General features: G+C 64.2%; 23 protein-coding genes. 7 read left to right on the top strand and 16 right to left on the bottom strand.

Annotated features, from left to right (window positions below; all coding sequences use genetic code 11):
* Positions 1 to 2: 2 nt before the first annotated feature.
* The 11 genes from NLM25_RS13860 to NLM25_RS13810 form a co-directional block, all read right to left on the bottom strand.
* The gene (locus NLM25_RS13860; protein ID WP_254137293.1) at positions 3 to 371 is read right to left on the bottom strand and encodes a hypothetical protein; all 369 of its coding nucleotides are present in this window, start codon (positions 369 to 371) and stop codon (positions 3 to 5) included.
* 30 nt (positions 372 to 401) lie between these two features.
* Positions 402 to 2,201: an adenylate/guanylate cyclase domain-containing protein gene (locus NLM25_RS13855; RefSeq protein ID WP_254137292.1), complete on the bottom strand. Its 1,800-nt coding sequence runs from the start codon at positions 2,199 to 2,201 to the stop codon at positions 402 to 404.
* A 450-nt stretch (positions 2,202 to 2,651) separates the two neighbouring features.
* A complete protein-coding gene (locus NLM25_RS13850; protein WP_254137291.1) occupies positions 2,652 to 3,515 on the bottom strand; it encodes a sugar phosphate isomerase/epimerase in 864 nt (287 codons plus the stop codon).
* Entirely contained in the window at positions 3,515 to 4,705 is a 1,191-nt protein-coding gene (locus NLM25_RS13845; protein ID WP_254137290.1) for a dihydrodipicolinate synthase family protein, read from the bottom strand. Before NLM25_RS13845 ends, NLM25_RS13850 begins: the two co-directional genes overlap by 1 nt.
* A 10-nt stretch (positions 4,706 to 4,715) precedes the next feature.
* Entirely contained in the window at positions 4,716 to 5,867 is a 1,152-nt protein-coding gene (locus NLM25_RS13840) for a Gfo/Idh/MocA family protein (protein WP_254117347.1), read from the bottom strand.
* Positions 5,864 to 7,261, bottom strand: coding sequence for a hypothetical protein (locus NLM25_RS13835; protein WP_254137289.1), 1,398 nt, complete (start codon positions 7,259 to 7,261; stop codon positions 5,864 to 5,866). The genes NLM25_RS13840 and NLM25_RS13835 overlap by 4 nt, the downstream gene beginning before the upstream one ends.
* Before the next feature lie 4 nt (positions 7,262 to 7,265).
* Positions 7,266 to 8,114, bottom strand: a complete 849-nt coding sequence (locus NLM25_RS13830) for an ABC transporter ATP-binding protein (protein WP_254137288.1) — start codon at positions 8,112 to 8,114, stop codon at positions 7,266 to 7,268.
* Positions 8,111 to 9,103 (bottom strand): ABC transporter substrate-binding protein, encoded by a 993-nt coding sequence (locus NLM25_RS13825; RefSeq protein WP_254137287.1) that lies wholly within the window; start codon positions 9,101 to 9,103, stop codon positions 8,111 to 8,113. The genes NLM25_RS13830 and NLM25_RS13825 overlap by 4 nt, the downstream gene beginning before the upstream one ends.
* A 52-nt stretch (positions 9,104 to 9,155) precedes the next feature.
* Positions 9,156 to 9,965: an ABC transporter permease gene (locus NLM25_RS13820; protein WP_254117339.1), complete on the bottom strand. Its 810-nt coding sequence runs from the start codon at positions 9,963 to 9,965 to the stop codon at positions 9,156 to 9,158.
* A 295-nt stretch (positions 9,966 to 10,260) separates the two neighbouring features.
* Positions 10,261 to 10,968, bottom strand: coding sequence for a TetR/AcrR family transcriptional regulator (locus NLM25_RS13815; RefSeq protein ID WP_254117337.1), 708 nt, complete (start codon positions 10,966 to 10,968; stop codon positions 10,261 to 10,263).
* A gap of 226 nt (positions 10,969 to 11,194) precedes the next feature.
* Positions 11,195 to 12,043, bottom strand: a complete 849-nt coding sequence (locus NLM25_RS13810; RefSeq protein WP_254141174.1) for a VOC family protein — start codon at positions 12,041 to 12,043, stop codon at positions 11,195 to 11,197.
* A 210-nt stretch (positions 12,044 to 12,253) separates the two neighbouring features.
* On the opposite strand from NLM25_RS13810, the gene NLM25_RS13805 reads away from it, so the two are divergent.
* Both NLM25_RS13805 and NLM25_RS13800 read left to right on the top strand, forming a co-directional pair.
* Positions 12,254 to 13,147 (top strand): sugar kinase, encoded by an 894-nt coding sequence (locus NLM25_RS13805; protein WP_254117335.1) that lies wholly within the window; start codon positions 12,254 to 12,256, stop codon positions 13,145 to 13,147.
* Between the two features lie 19 nt (positions 13,148 to 13,166).
* Positions 13,167 to 14,081 (top strand): ribokinase, encoded by a 915-nt coding sequence (locus NLM25_RS13800; RefSeq protein WP_254137286.1) that lies wholly within the window; start codon positions 13,167 to 13,169, stop codon positions 14,079 to 14,081.
* Here NLM25_RS13800 and NLM25_RS13795 read toward each other — a convergent pair whose 3' ends face one another.
* Positions 14,082 to 15,302, bottom strand: coding sequence for an NAD(P)/FAD-dependent oxidoreductase (locus NLM25_RS13795; protein WP_254137285.1), 1,221 nt, complete (start codon positions 15,300 to 15,302; stop codon positions 14,082 to 14,084).
* A gap of 243 nt (positions 15,303 to 15,545) precedes the next feature.
* Between NLM25_RS13795 and NLM25_RS13790 the strand changes: the two genes are divergently transcribed.
* Both NLM25_RS13790 and NLM25_RS13785 read left to right on the top strand, forming a co-directional pair.
* Positions 15,546 to 16,340: an enoyl-CoA hydratase/isomerase family protein gene (locus tag NLM25_RS13790; RefSeq protein WP_254137284.1), complete on the top strand. Its 795-nt coding sequence runs from the start codon at positions 15,546 to 15,548 to the stop codon at positions 16,338 to 16,340.
* Positions 16,337 to 16,918 carry a histidine phosphatase family protein gene (locus NLM25_RS13785; RefSeq protein WP_254137283.1) on the top strand — a complete coding sequence of 194 codons (582 nt, stop codon included), beginning with the start codon at positions 16,337 to 16,339 and terminating at the stop codon, positions 16,916 to 16,918. The genes NLM25_RS13790 and NLM25_RS13785 overlap by 4 nt, the downstream gene beginning before the upstream one ends.
* A 30-nt stretch (positions 16,919 to 16,948) precedes the next feature.
* Here the strand turns inward: NLM25_RS13785 and NLM25_RS13780 are convergent, their stop codons facing one another.
* The 4 genes from NLM25_RS13780 to NLM25_RS13765 all read right to left on the bottom strand — a co-directional run bounded on the left by NLM25_RS13780 (position 16,949) and on the right by NLM25_RS13765 (position 21,831).
* Entirely contained in the window at positions 16,949 to 18,289 is a 1,341-nt protein-coding gene (locus tag NLM25_RS13780; protein ID WP_254137282.1) for a TRAP transporter large permease, read from the bottom strand.
* Positions 18,286 to 18,864 carry a TRAP transporter small permease gene (locus NLM25_RS13775; RefSeq protein WP_254117328.1) on the bottom strand — a complete coding sequence of 193 codons (579 nt, stop codon included), beginning with the start codon at positions 18,862 to 18,864 and terminating at the stop codon, positions 18,286 to 18,288. The genes NLM25_RS13780 and NLM25_RS13775 overlap by 4 nt, the downstream gene beginning before the upstream one ends.
* Before the next feature lie 191 nt (positions 18,865 to 19,055).
* Complete coding sequence (locus NLM25_RS13770; RefSeq protein ID WP_254117327.1) at positions 19,056 to 20,051, bottom strand: TRAP transporter substrate-binding protein; 996 nt, start codon at positions 20,049 to 20,051, stop codon at positions 19,056 to 19,058.
* 61 nt (positions 20,052 to 20,112) lie between these two features.
* Positions 20,113 to 21,831, bottom strand: coding sequence for an IlvD/Edd family dehydratase (locus NLM25_RS13765; RefSeq protein ID WP_254137281.1), 1,719 nt, complete (start codon positions 21,829 to 21,831; stop codon positions 20,113 to 20,115).
* A 172-nt stretch (positions 21,832 to 22,003) separates the two neighbouring features.
* Between NLM25_RS13765 and NLM25_RS13760 the strand changes: the two genes are divergently transcribed.
* The 3 genes from NLM25_RS13760 (at position 22,004) to NLM25_RS13750 (ending at position 24,611) form a co-directional block, all read left to right on the top strand.
* Positions 22,004 to 22,684: a GntR family transcriptional regulator gene (locus tag NLM25_RS13760; protein WP_254137280.1), complete on the top strand. Its 681-nt coding sequence runs from the start codon at positions 22,004 to 22,006 to the stop codon at positions 22,682 to 22,684.
* Between the two features lie 70 nt (positions 22,685 to 22,754).
* Positions 22,755 to 24,014 carry a TAXI family TRAP transporter solute-binding subunit gene (locus tag NLM25_RS13755; RefSeq protein WP_254137279.1) on the top strand — a complete coding sequence of 420 codons (1,260 nt, stop codon included), beginning with the start codon at positions 22,755 to 22,757 and terminating at the stop codon, positions 24,012 to 24,014.
* A 33-nt stretch (positions 24,015 to 24,047) separates the two neighbouring features.
* A complete protein-coding gene (locus NLM25_RS13750; protein ID WP_254137278.1) occupies positions 24,048 to 24,611 on the top strand; it encodes a hypothetical protein in 564 nt (187 codons plus the stop codon).
* Positions 24,612 to 24,678 lie beyond the last annotated feature (67 nt).

Genomic DNA, 24,678 nt, shown 5'->3' with positions numbered 1-24,678 from the left:
ATTTACGACTTCCGCCCACGGATACGGCGGATTCCCAGCGTCATCTGGAGTGAAGTCGAGTGCCCAAGGTCGAAAGCCCAGGTCCCACGGGGTTGCGTAAAAACTGCGTCCCGTGCCCGGCCCCGCTTCGGCACTGTACGCCGCACCGGCTCCCGCGCCTGCACCGGCTCCTGCACCCGCTCCGGCTCCTGCACCTGCACCCGCTCCAGCACCTGCACCCGCTCCGGCACCTGCGCCCGCTCCGGCACCTGCGCCCGCTCCAGCACCTGCCCCCGCTCCGGCACCTGCGCCCGCTCCGGCACCTGCGCCCGCTCCAGCACCTGCGCCCGCTCCAGCACCTGCCCCCGCTCCAGCACCAGCTCCCATGGCAAGCCTCCCTGACGCTTGAAATTTATATGCGGCTATTCCGGTAACCCCGCGGCGCGCAATCCCTTCGCCAAACGATCCAGATCATCCTTCCGCAGCGGATACCAGGAAACGAAAGTTGAGACTCTAAACGAAGGTTCAATTTCGAGAAGCTGTCGAGCCGCCAATTCAGCTCCAGCTTCGTCACCCGAAAGGGCAAGCGCGGCGGCCAGAGTTCGTATGCAGGGACGGAAAAGTAGATTCGCCCGCCGTGACCTGTTCAGGTAAACGATCGCTTCATCGTACCGCCCAGCGACGAACTCGGCAATTCCCGCCACGATCCAAAAATAGAAGTTCAAGGGATCAAAGGGATTAAGACGCCATACGTTCTGCAATCGCTCCAGCGCTTCGTCGGGCCGCCCCAAATAGGCGAGCGTCAAGGCGCTCAAACCCCATGCGAACGCCAAGTTCTCGTTGAGGGCCAGCGCCCGCCCAAAAAGCTCCATCGCTTCTCCCGGTGATTTTCCCATGAAGGAGAGGATGTGCCCGGCCACAGCCAGCGCAAACGGATCGTCGGGGTCGAGTTCGATGGCGCGCCGCGACACGATGAGGGCGCGCGCCCGGTCGCGGTCCGGGTCCAGCGACCAACCTTCGCCAAACTGGAAGTTCAGCCACCACGCAAGGTAGGCATGGGCCTGAGCATAGGACGGATCGAGCACGATCGCCCGTTCCAGGAGTTGACCCGCTTCCCGGTGGCTTTCTTCGGTGAGGAGATACAGAAGCGACATCGCGCGGAGGACGCAGTGGAATGCATCCAAACTCTCGGTCGGGCGGTCAGCGACGCGAGCCATCTCGACTGCACGAACGCGCGGCTCGATCGAGGACAGTATGCTTGAGGCAATGCGATCCTGAAATTCAAACAGGTCGTCGGTGGACCCCTCGTACCGTTGGGCCCAGATCGAGACATTCCCCAAAATGTCGGTCAGCTCCGTGTTGATCCTCAATCGCGTGCCCTGGCGTTGCACGCTGCCGTCGAGCAGGTAACGAACATCGAGCTCACTGGCGATCTGTCGCAGGTCTTTTCCGCCGGCGCTATAACGAAGGGTAGAATTGCGCGCGATGACGTAAAGCGACCGATTTCTGGAGAGTCCGGTAATGATCGAGTCCGTGATCCCCTCACCATAATAGCTGTCGTCGTCTGTACCGCCGATCGTCCGGAACGGCAGCACGGCGAGCGTCGGCCTCGACGCCCATTGCAGGTATGGCTGCGCGATCTGGCGGTCTCCGTCTCCCTCGGTCCACTCGACGGAATAGACATGAACGGTTCGCATGATATTTTTCATCACAGGCGCGCCGAGGTGATGAAATGTCAGTGGCAGTCGATTGATGACGTAGTCGCGGACTGCCGCCGTGACGACTATCTGGCCGGGCTGCGCGGCCTGGTGGATGCGAGACGCAACGTTGACGCCGTCACCCTGCAATATTCCATCTTCGTCAATGATGTCGTCGACGTTGATGCCAATGCGAAGATGCAGCGCGAATGGATCCTTGTCGCCGACAATGCGCTCCTGAACACGCTGAACGTCGGTCGCCCAACGCACCGCATTCACGACGCTCGGGAATTCGACCAGCACGGCGTCGCCCGCAATCTCGGCGATCCGTCCACCGTGGCGAGCCATGTGAGGCTCCATAATCTCGGTCCGCAACGCCTTCCAGCGCATGACGGTATCAACGTCCTTCAGACCCATGAGCCGGGAAAAGCCGGCGACATCGGCAAAGGCGATGGCAGCAAGCCGCCTCGTAATCATCGACGGTGCGATGGACGGCGCCTCTGTCGCTTGCTCAGCCTGATTCATGCGCACCTTGTCATGCTAAGGGACCAAGTACCCGGACACCTTCCGAGCAGTGACGCGCGATCGTTGAACCTTACAACATTTGGTTGACCCGCGCGACCATCATTGAGCAGATGGCTTGCGTCCCGTTGTCCGCCAGTATCTTGCGACACGGAGCGCCGAACCACGAGGTGGTCCTCAAACCAGACTTGACGTCCCTCCGCGTCCCAAAAGCCGGCGTCACCCGACAGAAATGCCAACGTCCGCCTCGGGTCATTCGGGATCAGGTCGAGCCGGCAGCAAGTCCGACCAAGTCCATTCTGCTGCCGAAAGCGGGGGTAGAGCATCAGGCCCATCACAACCGCCGAGTTGGCCGAACCTGGACGAGTTCTATGCCACGCCAAGGAGCGAGCAGAAGGCGCGCTTCGACACGCCGAAACAATTCGCAAGCCCGTGAGGCAACGCGCGTGGGAGCTACACCACCGTCCTGTGCCGCTCGATGCAGGTGCGCAGCACCTCATCCATCGGCTTGCCCCACCAGTCATTCGAGAAGATCTCGATCTCGGAATAGCCGGCAAAGCCCTCCGCCTCGACGGCTGCGCGCGCGGATTTGATGTCGATGACGCCGTCGCCCATCATGCCGCGGTCGTTGAGGATGTCCCTGGTCGGCACCAGCCAGTCGCAGACGTGGAACGCGAGCAGGCGATCCTTGCCGGCCCGCGTGATCTGGCCCATCAGCTCCGGATCCCACCAGATGTGATAGACGTCGAGCGCGACGCCCAGCATGCCGCTGCGATCAGGATCGAGCCGGTCGCAGATGTCGAGCGCCTGCTTTGTGGTGTTCACGCAGGCGCGGTCGGCCGCATAGGCCGGATGCAGCGGCTCGATCGCCAGCGGCAGCTTTGCCTGCCTGGCGTAATCGAGCATGTCGGCGAGAGCTTCCTCGACCTGCCCGCGCGCCGCCACGATATCCTTCGACGCCGCGCTGCCCGGCCGCGAATATTGCGGCAGGCCGCCGACGACGAGAACGATGCAGGGTGCGCCCAGCGCCTTGGCTTCATCGACGCAGCGGCGATTGTCATCGCGCACTTCGGTGCGGCGCGACGCGTCCGAGGTGAACATGCCGCCACGGCAATAGCCTGAGAGATCGAGGCCGGCATCGCGCACCGCACGCGCCGCGCGATCGAGACCGACGGAAGCGACCTGATCCCGCCAGGGATCGATGGCGCGGATGCCGTGCTTCGCGCAGGCATCGATGATCTCTACCAGGTCCCCCTGCTTGCGGACCGTCGCCGTGTTCAGCGACAGCCAGCGATGGTCGGACGAAAAATCGCGCATCAGGATTCGATACCGTGGGTGGCGAGCACGGTCTTCATCCGCTGCGTCGCGAGTTCAGGGTTGGCAAGCAGGCCGGCCTTGTCGGCCAGACGGAACAGCTCGGCCAGATGCAGCGTGGAGCGCGTGCTTTCCTGACCGCCGACCATGGTGAAATGATCCTGATGGCCGTTGAGATACGCCATGAACACGACGCCGGTCTTGTAGAACCGCGTCGGCGCCTTGAAGATGTGCCGCGACAGCGGCACCGTCGGCCCCAGCACGTCGTGGAAGCCAGCCTCGTCGCCGGCCGCCAGCCGCGACAGCGCGTAGGACGCCGCAGGCGCAATGGCATCGAAGATGCCGAGCAGCGCATGCGAAAAGCCTTCGCTGTCACCGGCAATCAACTCCGCATAATTGAAATCGTCACCGGTATACATCTTGATGCGCTTGTCGAGGCGGCGGCGCATGTCGATCTCGCGCTGCTTGTCGAGCAGCGAGACCTTGACGCCGTCGACCTTGGCAGCGTTGCCGTTGATGATGGCCACCGCGGTATCCATCGCCTTGTCGAGGTCTTTCGTGCCCCAATATCCCGTCAGCGCCGGGTCGAACATGTCGCCGAGCCAGTGGATGATCACGGGCTCGCGGACCTGCGACAGCACACGGTCATAAACCTTCGCGTAGTCGTCGGCATTGCGGCCGAGTTTTGCGAGCGCGCGCGACGCCATCAGGATGATGCGGCCGCCGACCTTCTCGACCGCCGAGATCTGCTCCTCATAGGCGCGGATCACGTCGTCGAGGCTCTTCGCATCCTCGACCGCGAGATGGTCGGTACCGGCACCGGAGAACACCAGCGCGTTGCGGCGCTTGGCGGCGCCGACCGAACGCGTGATCAGCTCCAGCGAGGTCGGCCAGTCCAGCCCCATGCCGCGCTGGGCGGTGTCCATGGCTTCGGCAACGCCGAGGCCGAGATCCCAGACGTGCTCGCGAAAGGCGATGGTCTTGTCCCAGTCGACGGCAGCCGACAGCCAGGGATCGTTGTCCGCGAAGGGATCGACCACCGTGTGCACGGCCGAGAAGGCGATGCGGTTCAGCGGCCCCTCGAGCTTTGCGGGGAACGTGCGCGAGGCCGCGAGCCGGTAGGTCTCGATCGACCGGTCGGCCTTCGGCAGCTTGAGCGACAACGACGACATCGGCTGGACGGGCTTGTTCATGGGTCCCTCCTCAGGCCTTGATCGGGGCGACGTCGATCCAGCGCCGTTCCTTCCAGCTCTTCAGCGCGCATTCGGCGAGCTGAACGCCCTTGGCGCCTTCGAGCAGCGTGAACTTGTAGGGCGCATCCTCGTAGACGTGGCGGATGAACATCTCCCACTGCTCCTTGAAGCCGTTGTCGTAGCTGACATTGTCAGGCAGCTTCTGCCAGTCGCCGTAGAAATCGTGCAGCCGCTTCTCGTCGGGATTCCAGACCGGACGGGGCGTAGCCTGCCGCGCCTGGATCATGCAGTCGGTGAGGCCCGCGACGGCCGAGCCATGCGTGCCGTCGACCTGGAAAGTGACGAGGTCGTCGCGATAGACGCGCGTCACCCAGGACATGTTGATGTGCGCGATGACGCCGCCCTCGAGCTGGAAGGTCGCGTAGGCGGAATCATCCGCGGTCGCCTTGTACTTCTTGCCCTGTTCGTCGAAGCGCTCGGGGATGTCGGTGTTGCCGATGCAGACCACGCTCTGGACGTTGCCGAAGAGGTTGTCGAGCACGTAGCGCCAGTGGCAGACCATGTCGAGGATGATGCCACCGCCGTCCTCGTCGCGGTAGTTCCAGGACGGGCGCTGCGCCTCCTGCCAGCCGCCTTCGAACACCCAATAGCCGAACTCGCCGCGCACCGAGAGGATGCGGCCGAAGAAGCCGGAATCGCGCAGGAAGGCGATCTTCTTCAGGCCGGGCAGGAACAGTTTGTCCTGCACCGTACCATGCTTGACGCCCTTGGCATTGGCGAGCTTGACGACTTCGAGGGCCTCCTCGAAGTTCGTCGCGATCGGCTTCTCGCAATAGACGTGCTTTCCGGCGTTGATGGCCTGGGTCAGCAGACCGGGCCGCGCCTGCGTGGTCGCGGCGTCGAAGAACATGGTGTCGTTCTTGTCGGCGAGCGCCGCATCGAGGTCGGTGGTCCAGCGCGTGATGTTGTAGCGCTTGGCGAGCGCCTCCACCTTGTCGGCGCTGCGGCCGACCAGGATCGGATCGGGCATGATGCGGTCGCCGTTCTTCAAGCGGACGCCGCCCTGCTCGCGGATCGCGACGATCGAGCGGATCAGATGCTGGTTGAGCCCCATGCGGCCGGTGACGCCGTTCATGATGAGGCCGAGGCGTTGGGTGGTCATGCCAATTGCTCCTGAAGTGATTTTGGCTGTTCGAGCGGGGAGAGCGCCGACCAGTCCGGATGGACCGACGTCGCAAAGCCCGTTGCGTTGAGCGACCCCGTCAGGAGATCGCCGTCGTGAATGGAGAGCCGGATGCCCTGCCCGGCATCGGCATAGAGATCGGGATGCGCGGCCGCGAAGGCCTGCGCTTCAGCGGCCGGCGTGTCGCCGAAGCCGTCGACGTAGTGATGGCCGTTGCGCTCGGCGTGGGTGACGCCGATGAAGGCACCGAGCGCGAGATCCTGCTGCACGGCAAGGCCGGCCTGACACGTGAGGTCCTCGCCGGTCACGAAAAAGGTTTCGGCACCGGAGGTCCATTGAGCTGCGCGGACCGCGTTAATGATCGATTTGTAGAGACCCTTGCAGGACTTTGAGGAGATGCCGCGATAGCCGAGCGGCCTCATCGCCAGAAATGCATCATAGGAATCATCGGCCTCGTCGATGATGAAGTCGCGTGTAGCGAGCGGACCGAGCGCGGTCTCCCGAGTGATGTCGCGCGGCATCGGCTGTTCGATATAGAGCAGCCTGGCCGCGATCGGCCGCAGCGCCGCGTCGTGATCAAGGCGATCGATCAGCACGCGCAACGCGGCGAGGTCAGCGTATTGTTCGTTGGCGTCGAGCGAGACCCTGTAGTCATGGTCGAGCGTATCGAACTCCTTGCCAATACGTACCAGGCGCGCTGCATCTCCCTCCGGATTGCCGGACAGCTTGAGCTTGAAATAGCGCGCGCCGGCGTTTTCGCGCACGTCTGCCACGCCACCCTCGCCCTCTATCTCGTCATCGAGGCCGACCGTGTGGCGGATGGCGACGCGAGGCAAGGGCGTTCGTTCCTTCAGAAACCCCGTGATGTCAGCGCCAGTCAGATCGAGCGTCATGCGCCCATCGATCCCCGCGATGTTATCCGCCATTCCGTTGAAAAAATTCGTGTCGACCGCGCGCAGGAGCGCATCGAGGATCGCCTTGTCGATTTCCGCCGAACCGTAGCCCGCGGCAAGCGGCGGAATACTTTGCTCAGCGCACGCTTTGATCTGGGCGCCGATGCACGACGCATGCAATCCAAACGCGGGGCGAAAACCGGTCTGCGCGAGATACAGCCCGCGCGCGATCTGAAGCGATCGTCGCAGGCCATCGACCGTCTGCGCCGGCGACAGCTCCGGCCGCTTGTCGAACCATTTGGGTACCAGCAGCTCGGCGCTGGCGCCGACCGCAACGCCCCTGCCCTCGACCTCGATCTCGACCCGCACGAACAGCTGCGGCGTCGCGTTGATCGTGATCGCGCCGAAGCGAAACGGCCGCGCGAACTGCGTCGGTCGTTCGAAGAATGCGATGTCTCGCAGCTTCAGGCGCGGCGCCATGATTTCAGTCCAATGCACCTTGCGAGAAGAAATGCTTGCGGATGCGTTGCACGAGCTCGGTGAAGACAGGGTCGGCCATCACGTCGAGCGAGCGCGGGCGCGGCAGCGGCACGTCGTAGATCGCCGCAATCGCACCGGGCCGCTCGGTCATGACCAGCACACGGTCGGCGAGGAACACGGCTTCCGGAATCGAATGCGTGATCAGCAGAACCGTCTTCCTGGTCTCGCGCTGGATCCGCATCAGCTCGACATTCATGCGCTCGCGCGTCAACGCATCGAGTGCGCCGAACGGCTCGTCCATCAGCATGATCCTGGGATCGTGCACCAGGGCGCGGCAGATCGAGGCGCGCTGCTGCATGCCGCCGGAGAGCTGCCAGGGCAGCTTCTTCTCGAACCCTTCGAGCCCGACCAACCTCAAGAGCGCCTTGGCGCGATCGAGATATTCCTGCCGCGGCAGACGCTTCATGTCGATCGGCAACATCACATTGGAAAGGATGTTCCGCCATGGCAGCAGCAGCGCGTTCTGGAAGACGATGCCGACATTGCCATGCGGCTTCGTCACCTTCTCGCCCTCGACCAGCACCTCGCCCGTGGTCGGCGGCAGCAATCCCGAGATCAGCTTGAGCAGCGTGGACTTGCCGCAGCCGGACGGGCCAACGACGACGAAGAACTCGCCATCGTTGATGTGGAAGTCGAGCGGACGCAGCGACGGCACGTCGCCGTCGCGCGTCCGGTAGGTCTTCGATACGCCGGACAGTTTTATGCCCGACGCATCGCCCGCCGCCCGGTCGCTCACCAGTCTCAGATGCGCGGCCGGCTGCACGGTGTCACTCACGATCGCCGCTGGTTTCACGAGCCACTCTTCGGGAGGTAGTCGTTGGTATAGAAGGCTTTCGGGTTCTCCTTGGCCTTGGCGTCGAGGCCGCCATATTCGACCATCAGATTGACCGAGTCGGTCATGTTCTGGTCGGTGACCTGGAACGGCCGCTTGGTCTTGGTCTCCGCGGTCCGGTAGAGCGGAATGGTCAGCTCAAAGCCCTGCGTCAGCGTATCGATCTTGCCGCCCTTGGGGTTGGCATCGAGGATTGACTGCGCCGCCGCCTTCGGCTCCTTCTCGGCGGCCTCGACCGCCTTGGTCGTCGCTGACATGAAGCGGCGGACGAGGTCGGCATTGGCCTTCACATAGTCGGAGTTGGCGATGATGCCCGAGGAGACCATGTTGATGCCGTAGTCGGCGAACTTGATCGGGAACACGTCCTTGCCGGTCGCGTCCTTGATCTTCATCGACTGGTCCATGACGTAGCCGAGCAGCAGGTCAGCCTGGCCGTTGATGACCGCGTTGAGCTTGGTCTGGCCGTCGCCGGCAACAGTCTGGAAGTCGCTCTCCTTCAGGCCGGTCTTCTTCAGGAACAGCGGCCAGATCTGGGTCATGGAATCCGCCGGCGTGATCGCCACCGTCTTGCCCTTGATGTCTTCGGGCTTCTTGATGTTCTTGTCGGCAAAACCCATCGCGGACATCGGGCTGGTCTGGAGCAGCACGCCGGTCGCAACCACGGGCGCGCCCTTGATCGCGGCGCGCATCATGGTGGGAACGTCGACATAGCCGAAGTCCGCGGTCTTGGCGGCGACAGCCTGCGTGGTCGCAGCCGAGCCGCGGCCTTCCTGGATCTCGAGATCGATGCCCTCGGCGGCATAGATGCCCTTGGCCTTGCCATAATAGAACGGCGCGTGCTCGCCATAGACGTACCAGTTCAGCATCAGCACGACCTTGTCGGCTGCCTGCGCCGGCATGGCCGCGAACACCATCAACGCCGTCGAGACAGCCCCTATCCACCGCTTCATCGTCACTCTCCCTTTGTCGTTATGTTTCGGCCGTTGATGGCCGTTGCTTAAGTTAAGAGGCAAAAATCACGTCTTCGCGCTGGCTGACATGCCAGGGAATGATCAGCTTCTCGATCCGGTCGACGATCCAGAACAGGATCACGCCGAGCAGCGCGAGGATGACGAGCGCTGCGAACATCGTCGGCAGGTCGAACGTGCCGATCGAACGCTGCATCACGTAGCCGATGCCGGAATTGGAGCCGACGAACTCGCCGACGACGGCGCCGACCACGGCGAGCGTCACGGACACTTTGAGGCCAGAGAAGATCGCCGGCAGCGCATGCGGCAGGTTCACCGCGCGAAACACCTGGAAGCGGCTGCCCTGCATGGCGCGGGCGAGATCGACCATGTCAGGGTCGACGGACTTGAAGCCCTGCACGGCGGACACGACGACGGGAAAGAAGCCGAGCAGGAACGCCGAAATCACCTTTGGGATGATGCCGAAGCCGAACCAGACCACGAACAGCGGCGCGATCGCGATCTTCGGCACGGACTGCGAGAACACCAGCAGCGGATAGACGTAGCTCTCCACCGTCTTCGACCCCGCGATCAGCATCGCGACGGGAATGCCGAACAGCGCCGACAGCAGGAAGCCGCAGACGGTCGCATAAGTGGTCGGCCAGGACTGGCGCAGCAGCTCGGGCCATTCGGTGCGCAGCACGGCGAGAACATCGCCCGGCGACGGAATCTGATAGGCGGGAATTTTGAACAGGCGGATCGCGAGATCCCAGGCAACGACGATGAACACCAGGAACAGAAACGGCCGCACCCAGGCCGCGTTCAGTATCTTGGACACCGCACTTTGCGGCTTCAATTCAGCCACGTCTCACTCCCGGCATTCTTCTTCGTTCGGAGGAGAAATTAACTCGTTGGATAAATACTGTCCAGAGCTTTCCCTGTGACGTTTTGTGCCGGTTCCGGGGCTCAATGGAGGATTGTGATGGAATGCACACCCGTCCCACACAATCGGTGTCGTCCTGGCGAACGCCAGGACCCACTACCCCAGGGAGGGGTTTGGCGAAGGCTGGTCGTCCGGGATTAGCACCGCGGCCAAATCGATAGATCACGCGGTATGGGTCCTGGCGTTCGCCAGGACGACGATGGGGAGATAGCGCGCGCTAAACCGTCTGCGCCACCGCAGTGCGCGACTTCGGGGTCTTCGCAATCTCGAACAGCGCCACCGACTGCCCCGTCAGCGCGGCCAGCACGAGGCCGACCATGTGCGCCAGCCGCTCGTCCTTGGCGTCCCTGGCGAGCAGATCGCGACCGAAGATCACGCTCAACGTGGCCGAATTGGAGAGATAGAAGAAGCAGAGCCCCGCGATCGAGATGTAGAGCTGCACCGGATCGACGGCGACCTGGAAGTCGCCGCTGTCGACGCCGCGCCGCACCACGGTGCGGATCATCTCGACGAAGGGCGAGTGCATCGACTTGACCTTGGTCGATTTCTTCAAATGCTTGGCGCGCGCGAGGTTCTCGGTCTGGAGCAGCGACAGGAATTCGGGATTGCGCAGGAAGTAGCTCCAGGTGAACTCGATCAGCCGGCGGATCGCCTCGGGCGGATCGAGATGTTCGAGGTCGAGCCCCCGCTCCTCGCTGCGGATCTTGTCATAGGCACCTTCGAGCACCGCGAGATAAAGCTCGTCCTTGTTGCCCACGTGGTAGTAGAGCATGCGCTTGTTGGCGCCGGCCTTGGCCGCGATGCGGTCGACACGCGCGCCGGCGAGGCCATGGGCCGAGAACTCCTGCTTGGCGGCTTCGAGAATGCGCAGCCGCATCCCTTCGGGGTCGCGCTGCCATTTCAGAGTTCGCTTTGCCTTCGCCAAACCGGTTGCTCGCTGGGTGCTCACGGTATGCCATGTACCACGCTCCCGCCGTCATTGCGAGGAGCGAAGCGACGAAGCAATCCAGACTGCCGGCGCGGAGACAGTTTCGTAGGGTGGGCAAAGCGAAGCGTGCCCACGTGTTGGAGACTTGTTAGAAGACGTGGGCACGGCGCAAGCGCGCCTTTGCCCACCCTACAGGGGTCTTCTAGAGGGAAGAACGGCGCTCTTAATCCACCGGCTTCGGCGAGCGCTCCAGCAGCACGGTCTGGATGCCGCAGGTGCCGTTCCGCACCGTCATGATCCGCGTGCCCGGCTTGCGGCCGTTGCGCACCTCGGTGACGTCGAGGCCGCCGGCGATCAGGCGGGCGCGCGTGGCGTCGATGTCGGCCACCCGCCAGCTCAGGCCCCAGAGCCGGTCATGCATGATGTCGCCGCCAGCCACGGGGCGGCGCACCACTTCGACGATGAGGTCGCCGCAGCGGAAGAACATCAGCTGGCCCCAATCCTGGTGCGAACGGTCGAGCGCGAGATCAAGCCCGAGCCGGGCGCCATAGAGCGCGGCGGCACGGTCGGAATCCTCGGTCGTCACCACGACGTGGTCGAGCCCGTCGATCGGCGCGATGTCGGTCGCAGCCGACAGCGGCCGCTCCTCGGCGAGCTCGAGGAAGAACATCCGCACGCCACGCGTCAGTTCGGTCGCGGCACGGGTGCGCCGCCAGTGCAGGACCGCGCCGCTCCCGGCGTCGCTGCTTTCGACCTCGGCAATGGGATCCGGCTTCAAGGCGACCCGCTCCAGCCGCCGGTGCATCTTGCCCATGTCTGCGACACGAAAGCACAGGCTGGCGAGCACGCCCTCGCGGTCGTCGAGCAGCGCGCGGATCCGGTCCGCGGCAACATTGAAGCCGCTCGGCGCCATCAGCTCGATCGTCATGTTCTGGAGCGTGAACAGCACGCGGTCGGCGCCCTCGCCGGAATTCTGCCAGGCGGGCGCGCGGGCGAGCAGTGTCTGATACGCTGCCTTGGCCGCATCGATATCGCTCACCAGAACGACGATGTGATCGAGGCCGGTGATCATCATTTCCCCTTCTGATCGGCCCGGAACCATATTCCGAGAGACGGCGTTTGTCCGGGCTTGGCATGGGCCGGTGATGGTCGTATTCCGGCCCCCTGCCGACCTCAAGCGCTCTGGCGGCAGTTTTGCGAATAATTTCAGCGTCCCCAGAGCGGAACCGGTGTTAGAGTAAATCCCGCCGGCCGGGACCACCCAGCGCATCACGGACAACCAATGCAGGCCCTCTTTATCGGACAGACCTATATCGACGTCGTCTTCATCACCGACCACATGCCGACCGGCGACGAGAAACACGTGGCGACGAACTACGCGGTCTCCTTCGGCGGCAACGCGGTGACGGCCGCGTTCTGCTGCGCCAAGCTCGGCATCGTGCCCGATCTGATCGCCACGGCGGCCAATGACTGGCTGGGGCGGATGTTCCAGGACATGTGCGCGAAATACGCGATCTCGCTGCACGGGCGGAAGGTGAACCAGTCCTCGCTGTCCTTCATCATGCCCAAGGACGGCAAGCGCGCCATCGTCCGCTGCCGCGACGACGAGCACATCCATCCGTTCCCGATGCTCAACCTCGGCGGCTGCCGCGCGCTGCACATCGACGGCCACCAGCCCGATGCCGCGATCCACTATGCCAAGGTCTGCCGCGAGGCCGGCATTTTGACCTCGCTCGACGGCGGCGGCCTGCGCACCAACACGCATGAGCTGCTCGCATTCATCGACGTCGCCATCGTCGCCGAACGGTTGTGCGAGCAGATGGACCTGACGCCGGAGAAGATGCTCGATTACCTCAAGAGCCGCGGCTGCAAGATCGGCGGCGTCACCATGGGTGAGAAGGGTCTGCTCTGGTACAACGAGACAGGTACGGTCGAGACCATGCCGGCGATGCCGATCCCGCGCGAGCGCGTGATCGACACCAACGGCGCCGGCGACGTCTTCCACGGCGCCTATGTCTATTCCTACCTCGCCCATCCCGGCAAAAGCTGGCGCGAGCACTTTGATTTCGCCCGCGCCGCCTCGACCTTCAAGATCCAGCGGCTCGGCAACGAGGCCGGCCTGCCGACCCTTGTGGACATCGCCAAAGTCAGGCACGAGTTCGAAGTCAGGGTCTAGGATTTTGTAAGGTCATATCATGGGGCGCGTGTACATCGCCGGCAGCATCAACATGGATGTGGTGGCGACCGCCGATCGCCATCCAAGGGTCGGCGAGACCGTCGCGGGCAAGCAGGTGCTGTATTTTCCGGGCGGCAAGGGCGCGAACCAGGCGGTCGCGTCGTCCAGGCTCGGCGTGAAGACCACGCTGATCGGCCGGCTGGGCAAGGATTCGTTCGGGGCCGAGTTGCGGACGTTCCTCGGCGCCCAGGGCATCGACCTCGGCTCCGTTCGCGACGCCGACACGCACAGCGGCACAGCCATCATCACGGTCGCGGCCTCCGACAACACCATCGTCGTCATCCCCGGCAGCAACGCGCTGGTCAGCGCCGACGACGTCGCGGACGTCCCGCTGGCGAAGGGCGACGTCGCCGTCAGCCAGTTCGAGATCCCGCTGCCGACCATTGCCGCGTTCTTCCAGCGCGCCCGTAGCACCGGCGCAACGACGCTCCTGAACCCGGCGCCGGCGCAAAAGATGTCCGGCGAGCTGCTCGCGCTCGTCGACATCCTCGTGCTGAACGAGACCGAGCTCGGCTTCCTCGCAGGCGTGGAGCTCTCGGACAGCGACAAGGCCGCAACAATCATCGCCGTCGCGCGAAAACTTCAGGCGCGCGCGGACCAGACCATCTGCATCACGCTCGGCAAGCGGGGCGTGCTCGCGCTCGCCGGCCGCGAGGAATTCGCAGTGCCCGGGCGCGCGGTGAAGGCGGTCGACACCACAGGCGCCGGCGATTGCTTCGTCGGCGCGCTCGCCTCGCAGCTGGCCGAGGGTGTGCAATTGCGCACGGCCCTCGCCTTCGCCAACGCCGCCGCATCGATCAGCGTGCAGCGCATGGGCGCCGGGCCGTCGATGCCGACGGCCGCGGAAGTCGCCGCGGTCGTCAAGGCCAGTTGATCACGCCAGCGCGCTCTTCAGGTCGAAGCCTTCATCCGCCGCCTGCTCCGGCGTGATCGAGCGTTCCATGCCGAACAGGCGGCGGCCGAACATGTGGTCGCCGGCACGGTTGACCGACTCGATGCCGAGCAGCCTGTCGCCCTTGTAGCAGAACGCCGAGAACGCTTTCTTCGCGGGATCGCCGCGCAGCACGACGCGGTCGTAGCCGGTGGTCAGCCCCGCCATCTGGAGCTTGTCGTCGCCCTGGTCGCTCCAGAACCAGGGATGGCTGTCGTAGGCCTTGCGGTCGCCGGTCAGCCGCGCCGCGAGGCAGCGGGCGTGATCGGTGGCGTTCTGCACCGATTCCAGCCGCTGCGATCCGCCGAAGCGCGGACTGGCGAACAGCGCGCAGTCACCGATCGCAGAGATGTCAGGATCGGACGTCGAGAGATATTCGTCGACGATGATGCCGGCGGCGACCGGAAGCCCCGCCTCCGCCGCCAGCTCGATGTTCGGCAACACGCCGACACCGACCACGACGAGGTCGGCCGGCAGATGCCTTCCATCGCTCAAGGAGACGCCGGTGACCTTGCTGCCCTCGGCCTCGATCGAGGTTGCCTGCACACCGAGATGAATGCGGATGCCGGCCTCGCGATGCCGCGCCTGAAAATACTCCGAGACCTCCGCCGTCACCGCGCGCGCCATCACGCGCGGGGCGAGTTCGAGCACGTCGACCTCGAGCCCCTTGATCCGCGCGGTGGCCGCGAATTCGAGACCGATGAAGCCGGCACCGATCACCACGACGCGCGTCTTCGAGGCTATGATCTTTCGCAAAGCCTCGCTGTCGTCGAGGATGCGCAGATATTTCACATCCGGCAGATTGGCGTTGGGCAGATCGAGCAACCGATTCCGCGCACCCGTTGCCAGCACGAGGTGGCCGTAGGGCAGCGTCTCGCCAGATGCGAGATGCACCTTGCGCCCGGCGCGGTCGATCGACACCACGCGGCCCGCGATCAGCTCGATTGTCTGGTCCTGGTAGAATTTCTCCGGCCGGAACATCAGGCTATCCGGCCCGGCCGAGCCCTTGATATAGCCCTTGGACAGCGGCGGCCGCTGATAGGGCAGATGCGCCTCGTCGTTGATCAGGCAGATGCGATCGGAAAAGCCCGCCTGGCGCAGGGATGCCGCGACCTGGTAGCCGCCATGGCCGGCCCCGACAATGATCACCGGACCGTCCGTCATTGGAACAGCCCATTTCCGGAGACACGAGCGTAACCCATGTCGTCTCCTCTCTCGCTGATTTTGGCTTTGCTGGCCTAGGAGGAGCCGGCGCTCGTGTCCGTCCCTAAACAAAGGCAGCCCCATTTGAGCCTATCGTTTCGGCTTGCGCAAGAGCGGCATGCGGGGCACTGGCCGCCGGGGATTGTCACCCCTGCCCATCTGCGATTTAGTTGCGGAAACGACCTCATGCCGGGGATTTCCAGAATGCCAGCTCCCGTCTCCAAACCCGATGATCCCGCGTTGCTGCGGATCGACGGCCCGATCGCAACCATCACGCTCAACCGCCCCGCCGCGTTCAACTCGATCAACCTTGGGATCGCGCAGAAGCTCGAACAGCTCGCGGCCTATATCGAGGGCGCCGACGACATCAGGGTCGTGGTGCTCGAAGGTGAAGGCCGCGCCTTCTCGGCCGGCGGCGATCTGCAGACGATTGGCGCTGCGGCCGAAGCCAACACGGTGACGCCGGTCGTCGGCGAGCTGCTGAAGCACTATCACGCCTTCATCGAGATCATCCGGCGCATGCCGAAGATTTCGCTGTCCAGCGTGCACGGCTCGGCGGCCGGCGCCGGCATGGGCCTCGCCTTCGTCACCGATCTCTGCATCGCTGCCGACGATGCCAAATTCACGCCGGCCTATGCCAAGATCGGGGTGTCGCCGGACGGCGGCTCGACGGTCGGGATCGTCGGCACGGTCGGATCGCGACGTGCGCTCCAGATCTTCCTGTCCGAGGATAATTTTACCGCGCAGCAGGCCTATGAATGGGGCCTCGTCGCCAAGACCGTTCCGGCCGCCGAGTTGAAGGCGGCCACGCGAAAACTCGCCGAGCGCCTGGCGCAGAACCCGCCGGCGGCGATCGCCGGCACCAAGTCGCTGGTCTATCAGGCTGCCACCACGCCGGTGAAGCAGCAGCTCGATGCCGAGGAGCACAAGATCATCATGGCGATGAACACGGAGGATTTCCGCGTCGCCGTGAAGAAATTCACGAGCAAGGGCAAGTGAGCGCGCCGGCGCCGTCGCGCTCGTTCTGCGGCCTGCGTCACGGTGCGACCGACTGGAATCGCGAAGGGCGCTTCCAGGGGCGCACGGACAACCCGCTGAACGAGGACGGTCTGCGGCAAGCGCAGGAGGCCGCGAACATGCTGCGCGGTGCTGGTATCAGCCGCATCGTCGCAAGCCCGCTGGTGCGCGCGGCGCGAACGGCCGAGATCATCGCGGACGCGATCTCGGTGCCGCTCACGATCGACGACGGCATCATCGAGTTCGATTTCGGAAGCTTCGAGGGCCTTCCCGTCCGCGACCTCATGATCAAGCACGGCGTCAATTCGGCGACGGGCCTCGTCTCGATCCTGCCCGCCGACGGCGAGAACTGGGACGCCATGACCGAACGTTCCCTGCGCTGCGTCTCATCGTGGCTCGACCGGCATCCCGGCGACCGCTTCCTGTTCGTCTGCCACGACGCGGTGATGCAGGGTATCGCGAAGGCGCTCAGCGGCAGCTACTTCAAGAACAGCCACGGCACGCCGTTTCGCTATGTCCGCGAAGCAGCGCATTGGCGCGTGGAGCAACTCGTCACTTAGGACCGTCATTTGGGACGGTCACTTGGGCATTCACTTGGGACAGATGTAACCTGTCCCCGCCGGCGACTTGAAGCACCCGACCGATTCCGGCAGCACTTTCTGCGGCAGCCACAGCACCACGCTCGGGAAGTAGATCGCGAACGCGATCGTGGCCAGGAACACCACATAGATCGGCAATGCGGCGCGCAGGGCCTTGGCAAAACTGATCCCGACGAACTTCGAGGCCATCAGCAGCACGAGACCGTAAGGCGGCGTGATCAGACCGAAGGCGAGCGTGGCGATCAGCACCACGCCCATATGCACGGCGTTGATGTCGCCGGCCTCCGTCAGCGCGTTGACCAGCGGCATGAAGATGATGATGGTCGGCACCGGCTCGATGAAGTCACCGACCACGGTGAACAGCAGCACCATCAGCAGCATGATCAGATGCGGATCGTTGCCGGCGATCGAGGTGATCCACTCGGCGATATAGGTCGCGCCGCGCAGATAAGCGAGCATCCAGCCGAAGGCGTTGGCGGCGCCGATGGTGATCAGCGGCAGCGAGAAGATTAGGCCGGCGAGACAGAAATCGTAGGGGATCTTTTTGATGTGCCCGCGATTGAGCGCGGGGATGACCACGAGGATGATCCAGACCACGGCAACGACGCCGGCTTCCGTCGGCGTGAACCAGCCGGTGAGGATGCCGCCGAGCAGGATCACCGGGATCATCAACGGCAGGGCGGCATCGCCCGCGGCGAACGCCACCTGCCGCAGCGGCGCGCGCGGCTTGCGCAGGCCGGAGGGGCCGAAGAAGTAGCAGTAGATCATCAGGCCGAAGCCGATCATCAGGCCCGGCACGACACCCGCCATGAACAGGCCGGCGATCGAGACGTTGCCGACCGCGCCGTAGACCACCGCCGTGATGCTCGGCGGCACCAGCGCCGCAATGGTCGAGGCCGATGCGATGATCGCCGCGATGAAGGCGGGCTCATAGCCCTCGCGCTTCATCGGGCCGCCCAGCGCGCGGCTCATCACGGCGACGTCGGCGGTGGTCGAGCCCGACATTTCCGAGAAGAACATGCTGAAGACGACGACGACCTGCGACAGCCCGCCCCTGATGTGCCCGACCAGCGACACCGACAGGTTCGCGATCCGCACCACCACATTGGCCGAGCTCATGAGCTCGCCGACCAGCAGGAAGAACGGAATCGCCAGCAGCGCTTCGGAGTCCACGCCGTCGAAGATCTTCTGGATGATCGCGGCCAGCGACACGTCGGACAGGAGCGCACCGATGAAGACGCCGGCCATCAGCGAGAACGGCACGGGCACGCCGAGATAGCCGAACGACAGGAAGCAGATCGACATCAACGCCAGGACAATCGGTGCGCTCACGGCTGCGCCCTCATCTGTGCCTCGGTGATGACGGGCGCCCCGTCCTCCTCGGGCGGCTCGGGATGGTCAAAGCCGTTGCGCAAGCCGTTGACGAGCTGCTCGATGGTGAACAGGCCGATCAGCACGCCCGACAGCGGGATGATCGCGTAGAGCGAGGCGATCGGGGTGCCCGACGGCAGGCGGAAACTGCCGAAGCCGCGGAGATAGTTCTGATAGCCGTACCAGACCAGGCCGAAGGCGACGCCGAGCACGACGAGGCGAATGATCACCTCGACGATCAGGCGCGGCGTGCCGTGCATCGCCTCGGAGATCGCCGTGAGGTAAAGATGATCGTTGCGCCGGGTCGCGGCCGCGGTCCCGACGAAGATCGCATAGATGAACAGCGTCGAGGTGACTTCCTGAAGCCACAGCCAGGGATGGCCGATGGTGCGGGTGACGATGTCGGCGGTCACCGACAGCGAGAAGCCGAAGCAGAGCACGCCGCAGAGGATCATCAGCGCAAGCTCGAGCCAGTCGAGCCAGCGCCATTTGAGGTGGCGCTGACGCTGAACGAGCAGTTTATCGGCGATGGCCATCAACTCCCCCCGTCGTCCCGGAGCTATCGGATGTGACAGCTGGAAGCTGCCGATCGTGCTCGGCCTGCATGGTTCGAGACGCCCGCCTTGGCGGGCTCCTCACCATGAGGGTCTAAGATCTCGCCGCAACACGCGACCTCATCCTGAGGGCCCGCCGGAGGCGGGCGTCTCGAAGGATGGCCGCAAGCCCCCTAGTTGACCGACCGGATCAAATTCTTGATCTTCTCGGCATGCGGGCCGAGCTCCTTGGCGAGCTTGTCGAGATAGGGATCGGCGACCGCCGTGAAGCTCTTCTTGTCGACGTTATCGACGACCTTGACGCCCATCTTCTTCAGCTTCTCGGCCGCCGTGCGCTCGAGGTCGAACGCCTTCGCGGGCTCCTTCGTGCTGACCTCGTTGGCCGCGGTCTGCACCCACTGCTTCTGCTCGGCCGACAGGCTCTGCCAGAGCTTGTCGGAGACGAACACCAACGCGTTGTTGGCCTCGTGCTCGGTGATGTTGAGGACCGGCGCGACCTCGTAGTGCTTGTTGACGAGGTAGACGTTGATGCTGTTCTCGGCGACGTCGACCACGCCGGTTTGCAAGCTCGTGTAGACGCTGCCGAACGGCATATGCACGGTCTGGGCGCCGTAGGCCGGGAACATGGTGTCCTCGGTCGCGGTCGCCTGGACGCGGATCTTCAGCCCCTTGATGTCGCCGACATTGTGGATCTCCTTCTTGGAGTACATGTGGCGCACGCCCTGCGAACCCGTCGCGATGACGTGCAGGCCCTGCGTTGTCTCGTCGATCATGGTCTTGAGCGCTTCGAACACGCGGGGATCGGCCAGCCCCTTGATCACGTGGTTCTCGTCGCGGAACAGATAGTGCAGCGACATCACGCCGGCCTGCGGCGAGATCGTCGCGGTGTTGGCCGAGGAGATGATCGCGAATTCGATGTCGCCGGCCTTCACGAGCTGGAGCACCTGCGGCTCCTGACCGAGCTGCGCGCCCGGATACTGGTCGATGATCATGGTGCCTTTGCTCAATTCCTTGAGCTTGTCGGCAAAGAGGTCGCCCGCGATCGAGTAGCCGGTGTTGCGTGGCTGGTCATAGGCGAAGCGATAATGCTTCACCTCCTGCGCCCCGGCCCCAGTGACGAAAAGCATGGCGGCCGCAGCCGCCAACCCACGCATGGATCGTGCAATCATCGTCTCCCCCTGTTTTATCGCCCGCCGCTTTAGCGGTCTGAGCGCTCGATCGAGTGGTCGATCAACCCTTCCCAGTCGTCTTGCCAGTCCTCTGCATGAAATCGAAGTCGCAGCCCTCGTCGGCCTGCATGATGGTCTCGTTGAACAGCCAGGCGTAGCCGCGCCGCGCCTCCTCCGGCGCAGCGGCCGGCTTCAATGCGGCGCGCCGACGCTCCAGCTCGGCAGCATCGACCAGCAGCTCGATGCTGCGCCTGGCAACGTCCAGGCTGATCATGTCGCCGTTCTTCACCAGCGCCAGCGGCCCGCCGACGGCGGATTCCGGGGTGATGTGAAGCACGATGGTGCCGAACGCGGTGCCGCTCATGCGCGCATCGGAAATGCGCACCATGTCCTTGGTGCCGCCGCGCGCGAGCTTCTTCGGGATCGGCAGATAGCCCGCCTCGGGCATGCCGGGCGCGCCCTTGGGGCCGGCATTGCGCAGCACCAGCACGTCGTCGGAGTTCACGTCGAGCTCGGGATCATCGACCCGCAGGGTCATGTCCTCGACGGACTCGAACACCACCGCGCGCCCGGTGTGCTTCAACAGCTTCGGGCTCGCCGCCGACTGCTTGATGACGGCACCGCGCGGCGCGAGGTTGCCGTGCAGGACCGCAAGGCCGCCTTCCTTCTTGATCGGATTGTCGCGCGGACGGATCGCGTCCTGGCCCGGCACGTCCTCCGCGTTCGCGACGACATCGCGCAGCGTCTGGCCGCTGATGGTCCTGGCGTCGAGATCGACGAGATCGCCGAGCTGCGCCAGCAATTTGGGCACGCCGCCCGCGTGATGGAAGTGCTCCATATAGTGTTCGCCGGAAGGCTTGAGATCGACCAGCACCGGCACCTCGCGGCCGATCTGGTCGAACACTTCGAGATCGAGCCGGTGCGGCGAGCGATGCGCCATCGCGGTCAGATGGATCAGGCCGTTGGTCGAGCCGCCGATCGCCTGGAGCACGACCTGCGCGTTCTTGAACGAGGCCGGCGTCAGGAGATCGCTCGGCTTCGGTCCCTTGGTCTTGGCCATCTCGGCGGCAACCCGGCCGCTGGCTTCGGCCAGGCGAAAGCGTTCGGCATGCGGCGCCGGGATGGTGGCGCTCATCGGCAGCGACAGGCCCATGGCTTCGATCATGCAGGCCATGGTCGAGGCCGTGCCCATCACCATGCAGGTGCCGACCGACGGCGCGAGACGGCCGTTGACCGCCTCGATCTCGGCATCATCCATTTCGCCGGCGCGGTACTTGCCCCAGAGACGGCGGCAATCGGTGCAGGCCCCCAGCACCTCGCCCTTGTGATGGCCGACCACCATGGGGCCGACGGGAATGACCACGGTCGGCAGGTCGGCGCTGATCGCGGCCATCACCTGCGCCGGCAGCGTCTTGTCGCAGCCGCCGATCACGATCACCGAATCCATCGGCTGGGCCCGGATCATCTCCTCGGTGTCCATCGCCATCAGATTGCGCAGGTACATCGAGGTCGGATGCGCAAAGCTCTCGGCGATCGAGATGGTCGGAAACACGAACGGCATCGCGCCCGACAGCATCACGCCGCGCTTTGCGGCCTCGATGATCTGCGGGACGTTGCCGTGGCAGGGATTGTAGTCGCTATAGGTGTTGGTGATGCCGACGATCGGCCGCTCCAGCGCGTCGTCGGAATAGCCCATGGCCTTGATGAACGCCTTGCGCAGGAACAGCGAGAAGCCGGCATCGCCATAGCTCGTGAGGCCCTTGCGCAAACCACTCGTCATCATGCCACTCCTTACGTTGCCATTGTGGTACAGGCTGCCCCTCGATTGTCAATAAGATTGGTCCATATTGTCGCGCTTTCTGGCCTGAGGGGCCTGTTGCGACACGAATTATTGACAATCTGTCCCTTCCCTGCTCCACAGGGCTGACCGGCCGAAGCCGGAGGCTGAGGGCATGTCCGATATTCGCACCGCTGAGGCAATGCCGGTCCGGCGCGACGACCCGGACGACGTCGTCGCGCGGCTGGAGGAGGACATCATCTTCGGCCGCCTGCCGCCGGGCGCGCGCCTGACCGAGGACGCGCTGATGTCGCGCTACGGCACCTCGCGCCACTTCGTACGCCAGGCCCTGGTGGACGCGGAGCGTCGCGGCATCGTCCGCCGCGAGAAGAACGTCGGCGCCACCGTGCGGTTCTACTCGGCCGAAGAGGTCCGGCAGATCTACGAGGTGCGGGAGATGCTGACCCGGCAGGCCGCGCTGATGATCCCCTTGCCCGCACCGCAAGGCCTGATCGACGAATTGACTGCGCTACAACGAGACTATTGCGCGAAGGCCGACATCCGCGACCTGCGCGGCATTCACGAGGCCAACGACGCCTTCCACGTCGCCTTGTTCGCAGCCTGCGGCAATCCCTATCTGGTGCGCTCGCTCCAGGACTACATGAACCTGACGCTGCCGATGCGCGCGAAAAATCTCGCCGACCGCGAGGGCCTCGCGCAGTCGCGGCGCCAGCACGAACTGATGATCGAGCTGCTCAAGGGCCGCGACAGCTGGGCGCTGGCGCAGCTGTGCGTGGATCACATGCAGTTCAGCAAGTCGGATTATCTGGCGCGGATTGGTGGCGAGGCGAGCTAGCTCGGCCTTCCTGCCTGTCCCCGGCGCGGCGCGGCGCGAGCCGACGATCGGGCCAGTCGGCAAACTCCTGATGCAGGCATCATCACGGAACGCCGCTGCCCCGGGCGCGTTGGAAGGCCAAGCTTCAGCCTCGGTCTTGAGGGTCTGCGGAGCGATGCGGGCCGGTTTGTTCATCGCACTGATTGCAGCGGCCTTGCTCGGCGGGCAGGTCCAGGATTCCCTTGCACAAAAGCGGCCGCCTGCTTCTCCGAGCGAATCCACGAAGACGTCTCCGAGGAAGGAAGTCACCCCCAGGAAGGAAACGGGACGATCTGCGGACCCCTATACGGTGGGTTTCGTAACCGGCACGCCGCAATGCACTGAATTCGCGATCGCTCAGGACATCGCGACCACGCTCGCCAGCGGCCAAGAGACCGGCCCTCGTGGCGAGGTTGCCTTGCGGATCCTGCCCATCGTGGGAAACGGCGGTATCCGCAACGTCCTTGATGTGCTGACCCTGGCGGGTGCTGACGTGGCGATCGCGCCTGTCGTGCTGGTCGATCGCCTGCGGGAGACAAGGACCTTCGGAGATATCTCTGGAAGGCTGACCTACATTGCCCCGCTTCATGTCGAAGAGTTCCATCTTCTCGCGCGGCCGGAGATCCGAAGTCTGTCGGAGCTGTCGGGAAAGAGGGTCAATCTCGGGGAGGACGGCAGCGCCGGCGCCATCCTCGGCCGCGAAGTGTTGAACCGTCTGGGCGTCAAGATCAGCGAGTCGAACTTGGGACCGGAGGCTGCGCTGGATGGTTTGAGGAAGGGAGATCTCTCCGCCGCTCTGTTGGTCTCAGGAAAGCCGGTCAGCTTCCTGACGCAGGTCTCGCAGCTCGATGATATTCACCTCCTGCCCATCCCCTACTCCAGCGAGCTGCTGCAAGAAGCTTATCTGCCATCGACGCTTCGCCATCAGGACTACCCGAATATCATCGCAGCCGAAGCAAGCGTCGACACGATCGCGATCCAATCCGCTCTCTTCGCCTACAACTGGCCGAGCGGAAACGAGCGGTTTCGGTTGCTGGAATTCTTCGTTCAGACATTGTTCTCGCGCTTTCCGGAATTTCTGGGCGACGCACATCACCCCAAATGGCGCGAGGTGAACCTGGCCGCGCAGCTCCCCGGATGGCGACGATTCCGACCGGCAGAGCGGTGGCTCCAGCAGCAATCCAGTGGCGAGGCCGCGCTTCGCAAGGCGTTCGGCCGCTTCATCGAGGAAAAGCCAACCGCCAATCCGCCAGACCGCGAAGAGTTGTTCAGAGACTTCTTGCGCTGGAGAGAGCGCAATCCGGCCAAGTGATCAAACCTTGGCAAGCAACCTCGGGAGGTGTCGATGCGCAAAGCGCTGGTGAGCGCAGCCCTGGTTGCGCTGCTCGCCCTGATCGCCGACGTGAGGCGTCCCGCCGCCCAATTTGCTCCCTTCTGGCCAACAGCGCCGCAGCAGCTCCCACCGGCCGCCGCGCCACCGGCCGACAATGTCGAGCAAACCAGGACAGCTCCGCACCGAAGCAGCAACGTGCCCAGGAAGCACAAAGTCGTTCGTCCGCCTCCAAATCAGCTGAAGCTCGCGACGAAAAACGGATACGAGCGGGTCAGCGATCTCGTGAACTTCCCGAAGTTCTTTCCGGGCCTTGGCATCATCTTGGTCAAACCCGACACTTTGCCGCTGGGCCCATTCCTGTGCTTCGATCGCAGGGACCGCCTGATCGCGACCGTGTACATGGTCCCGAACAAGGACATCGACGATCACAAGTCATTGGAGGGGGCGGGGTCAGCGCGGCCAGTTGACCACGTCAGCATCTACTTCAACCCCGGCCACCCCGGCGTGGATGTGCCGCATTACCATCTGGTGCTCTGGCACGTGACCAGGAAACAGGAAGCGCGCGTTGCAAAATGAGGTCGGGCCCTTCTTGATGGATCCGACTGCAGAGAAAAAGTGCGATGGGGTTCGCTTCGCTCTACCC

Source organism: Bradyrhizobium sp. CCGB01 (assembly GCF_024199795.1).
Lineage (GTDB): Bacteria > Pseudomonadota > Alphaproteobacteria > Rhizobiales > Xanthobacteraceae > Bradyrhizobium.
This window is presented reverse-complemented; position numbering and strand designations above follow the sequence as displayed.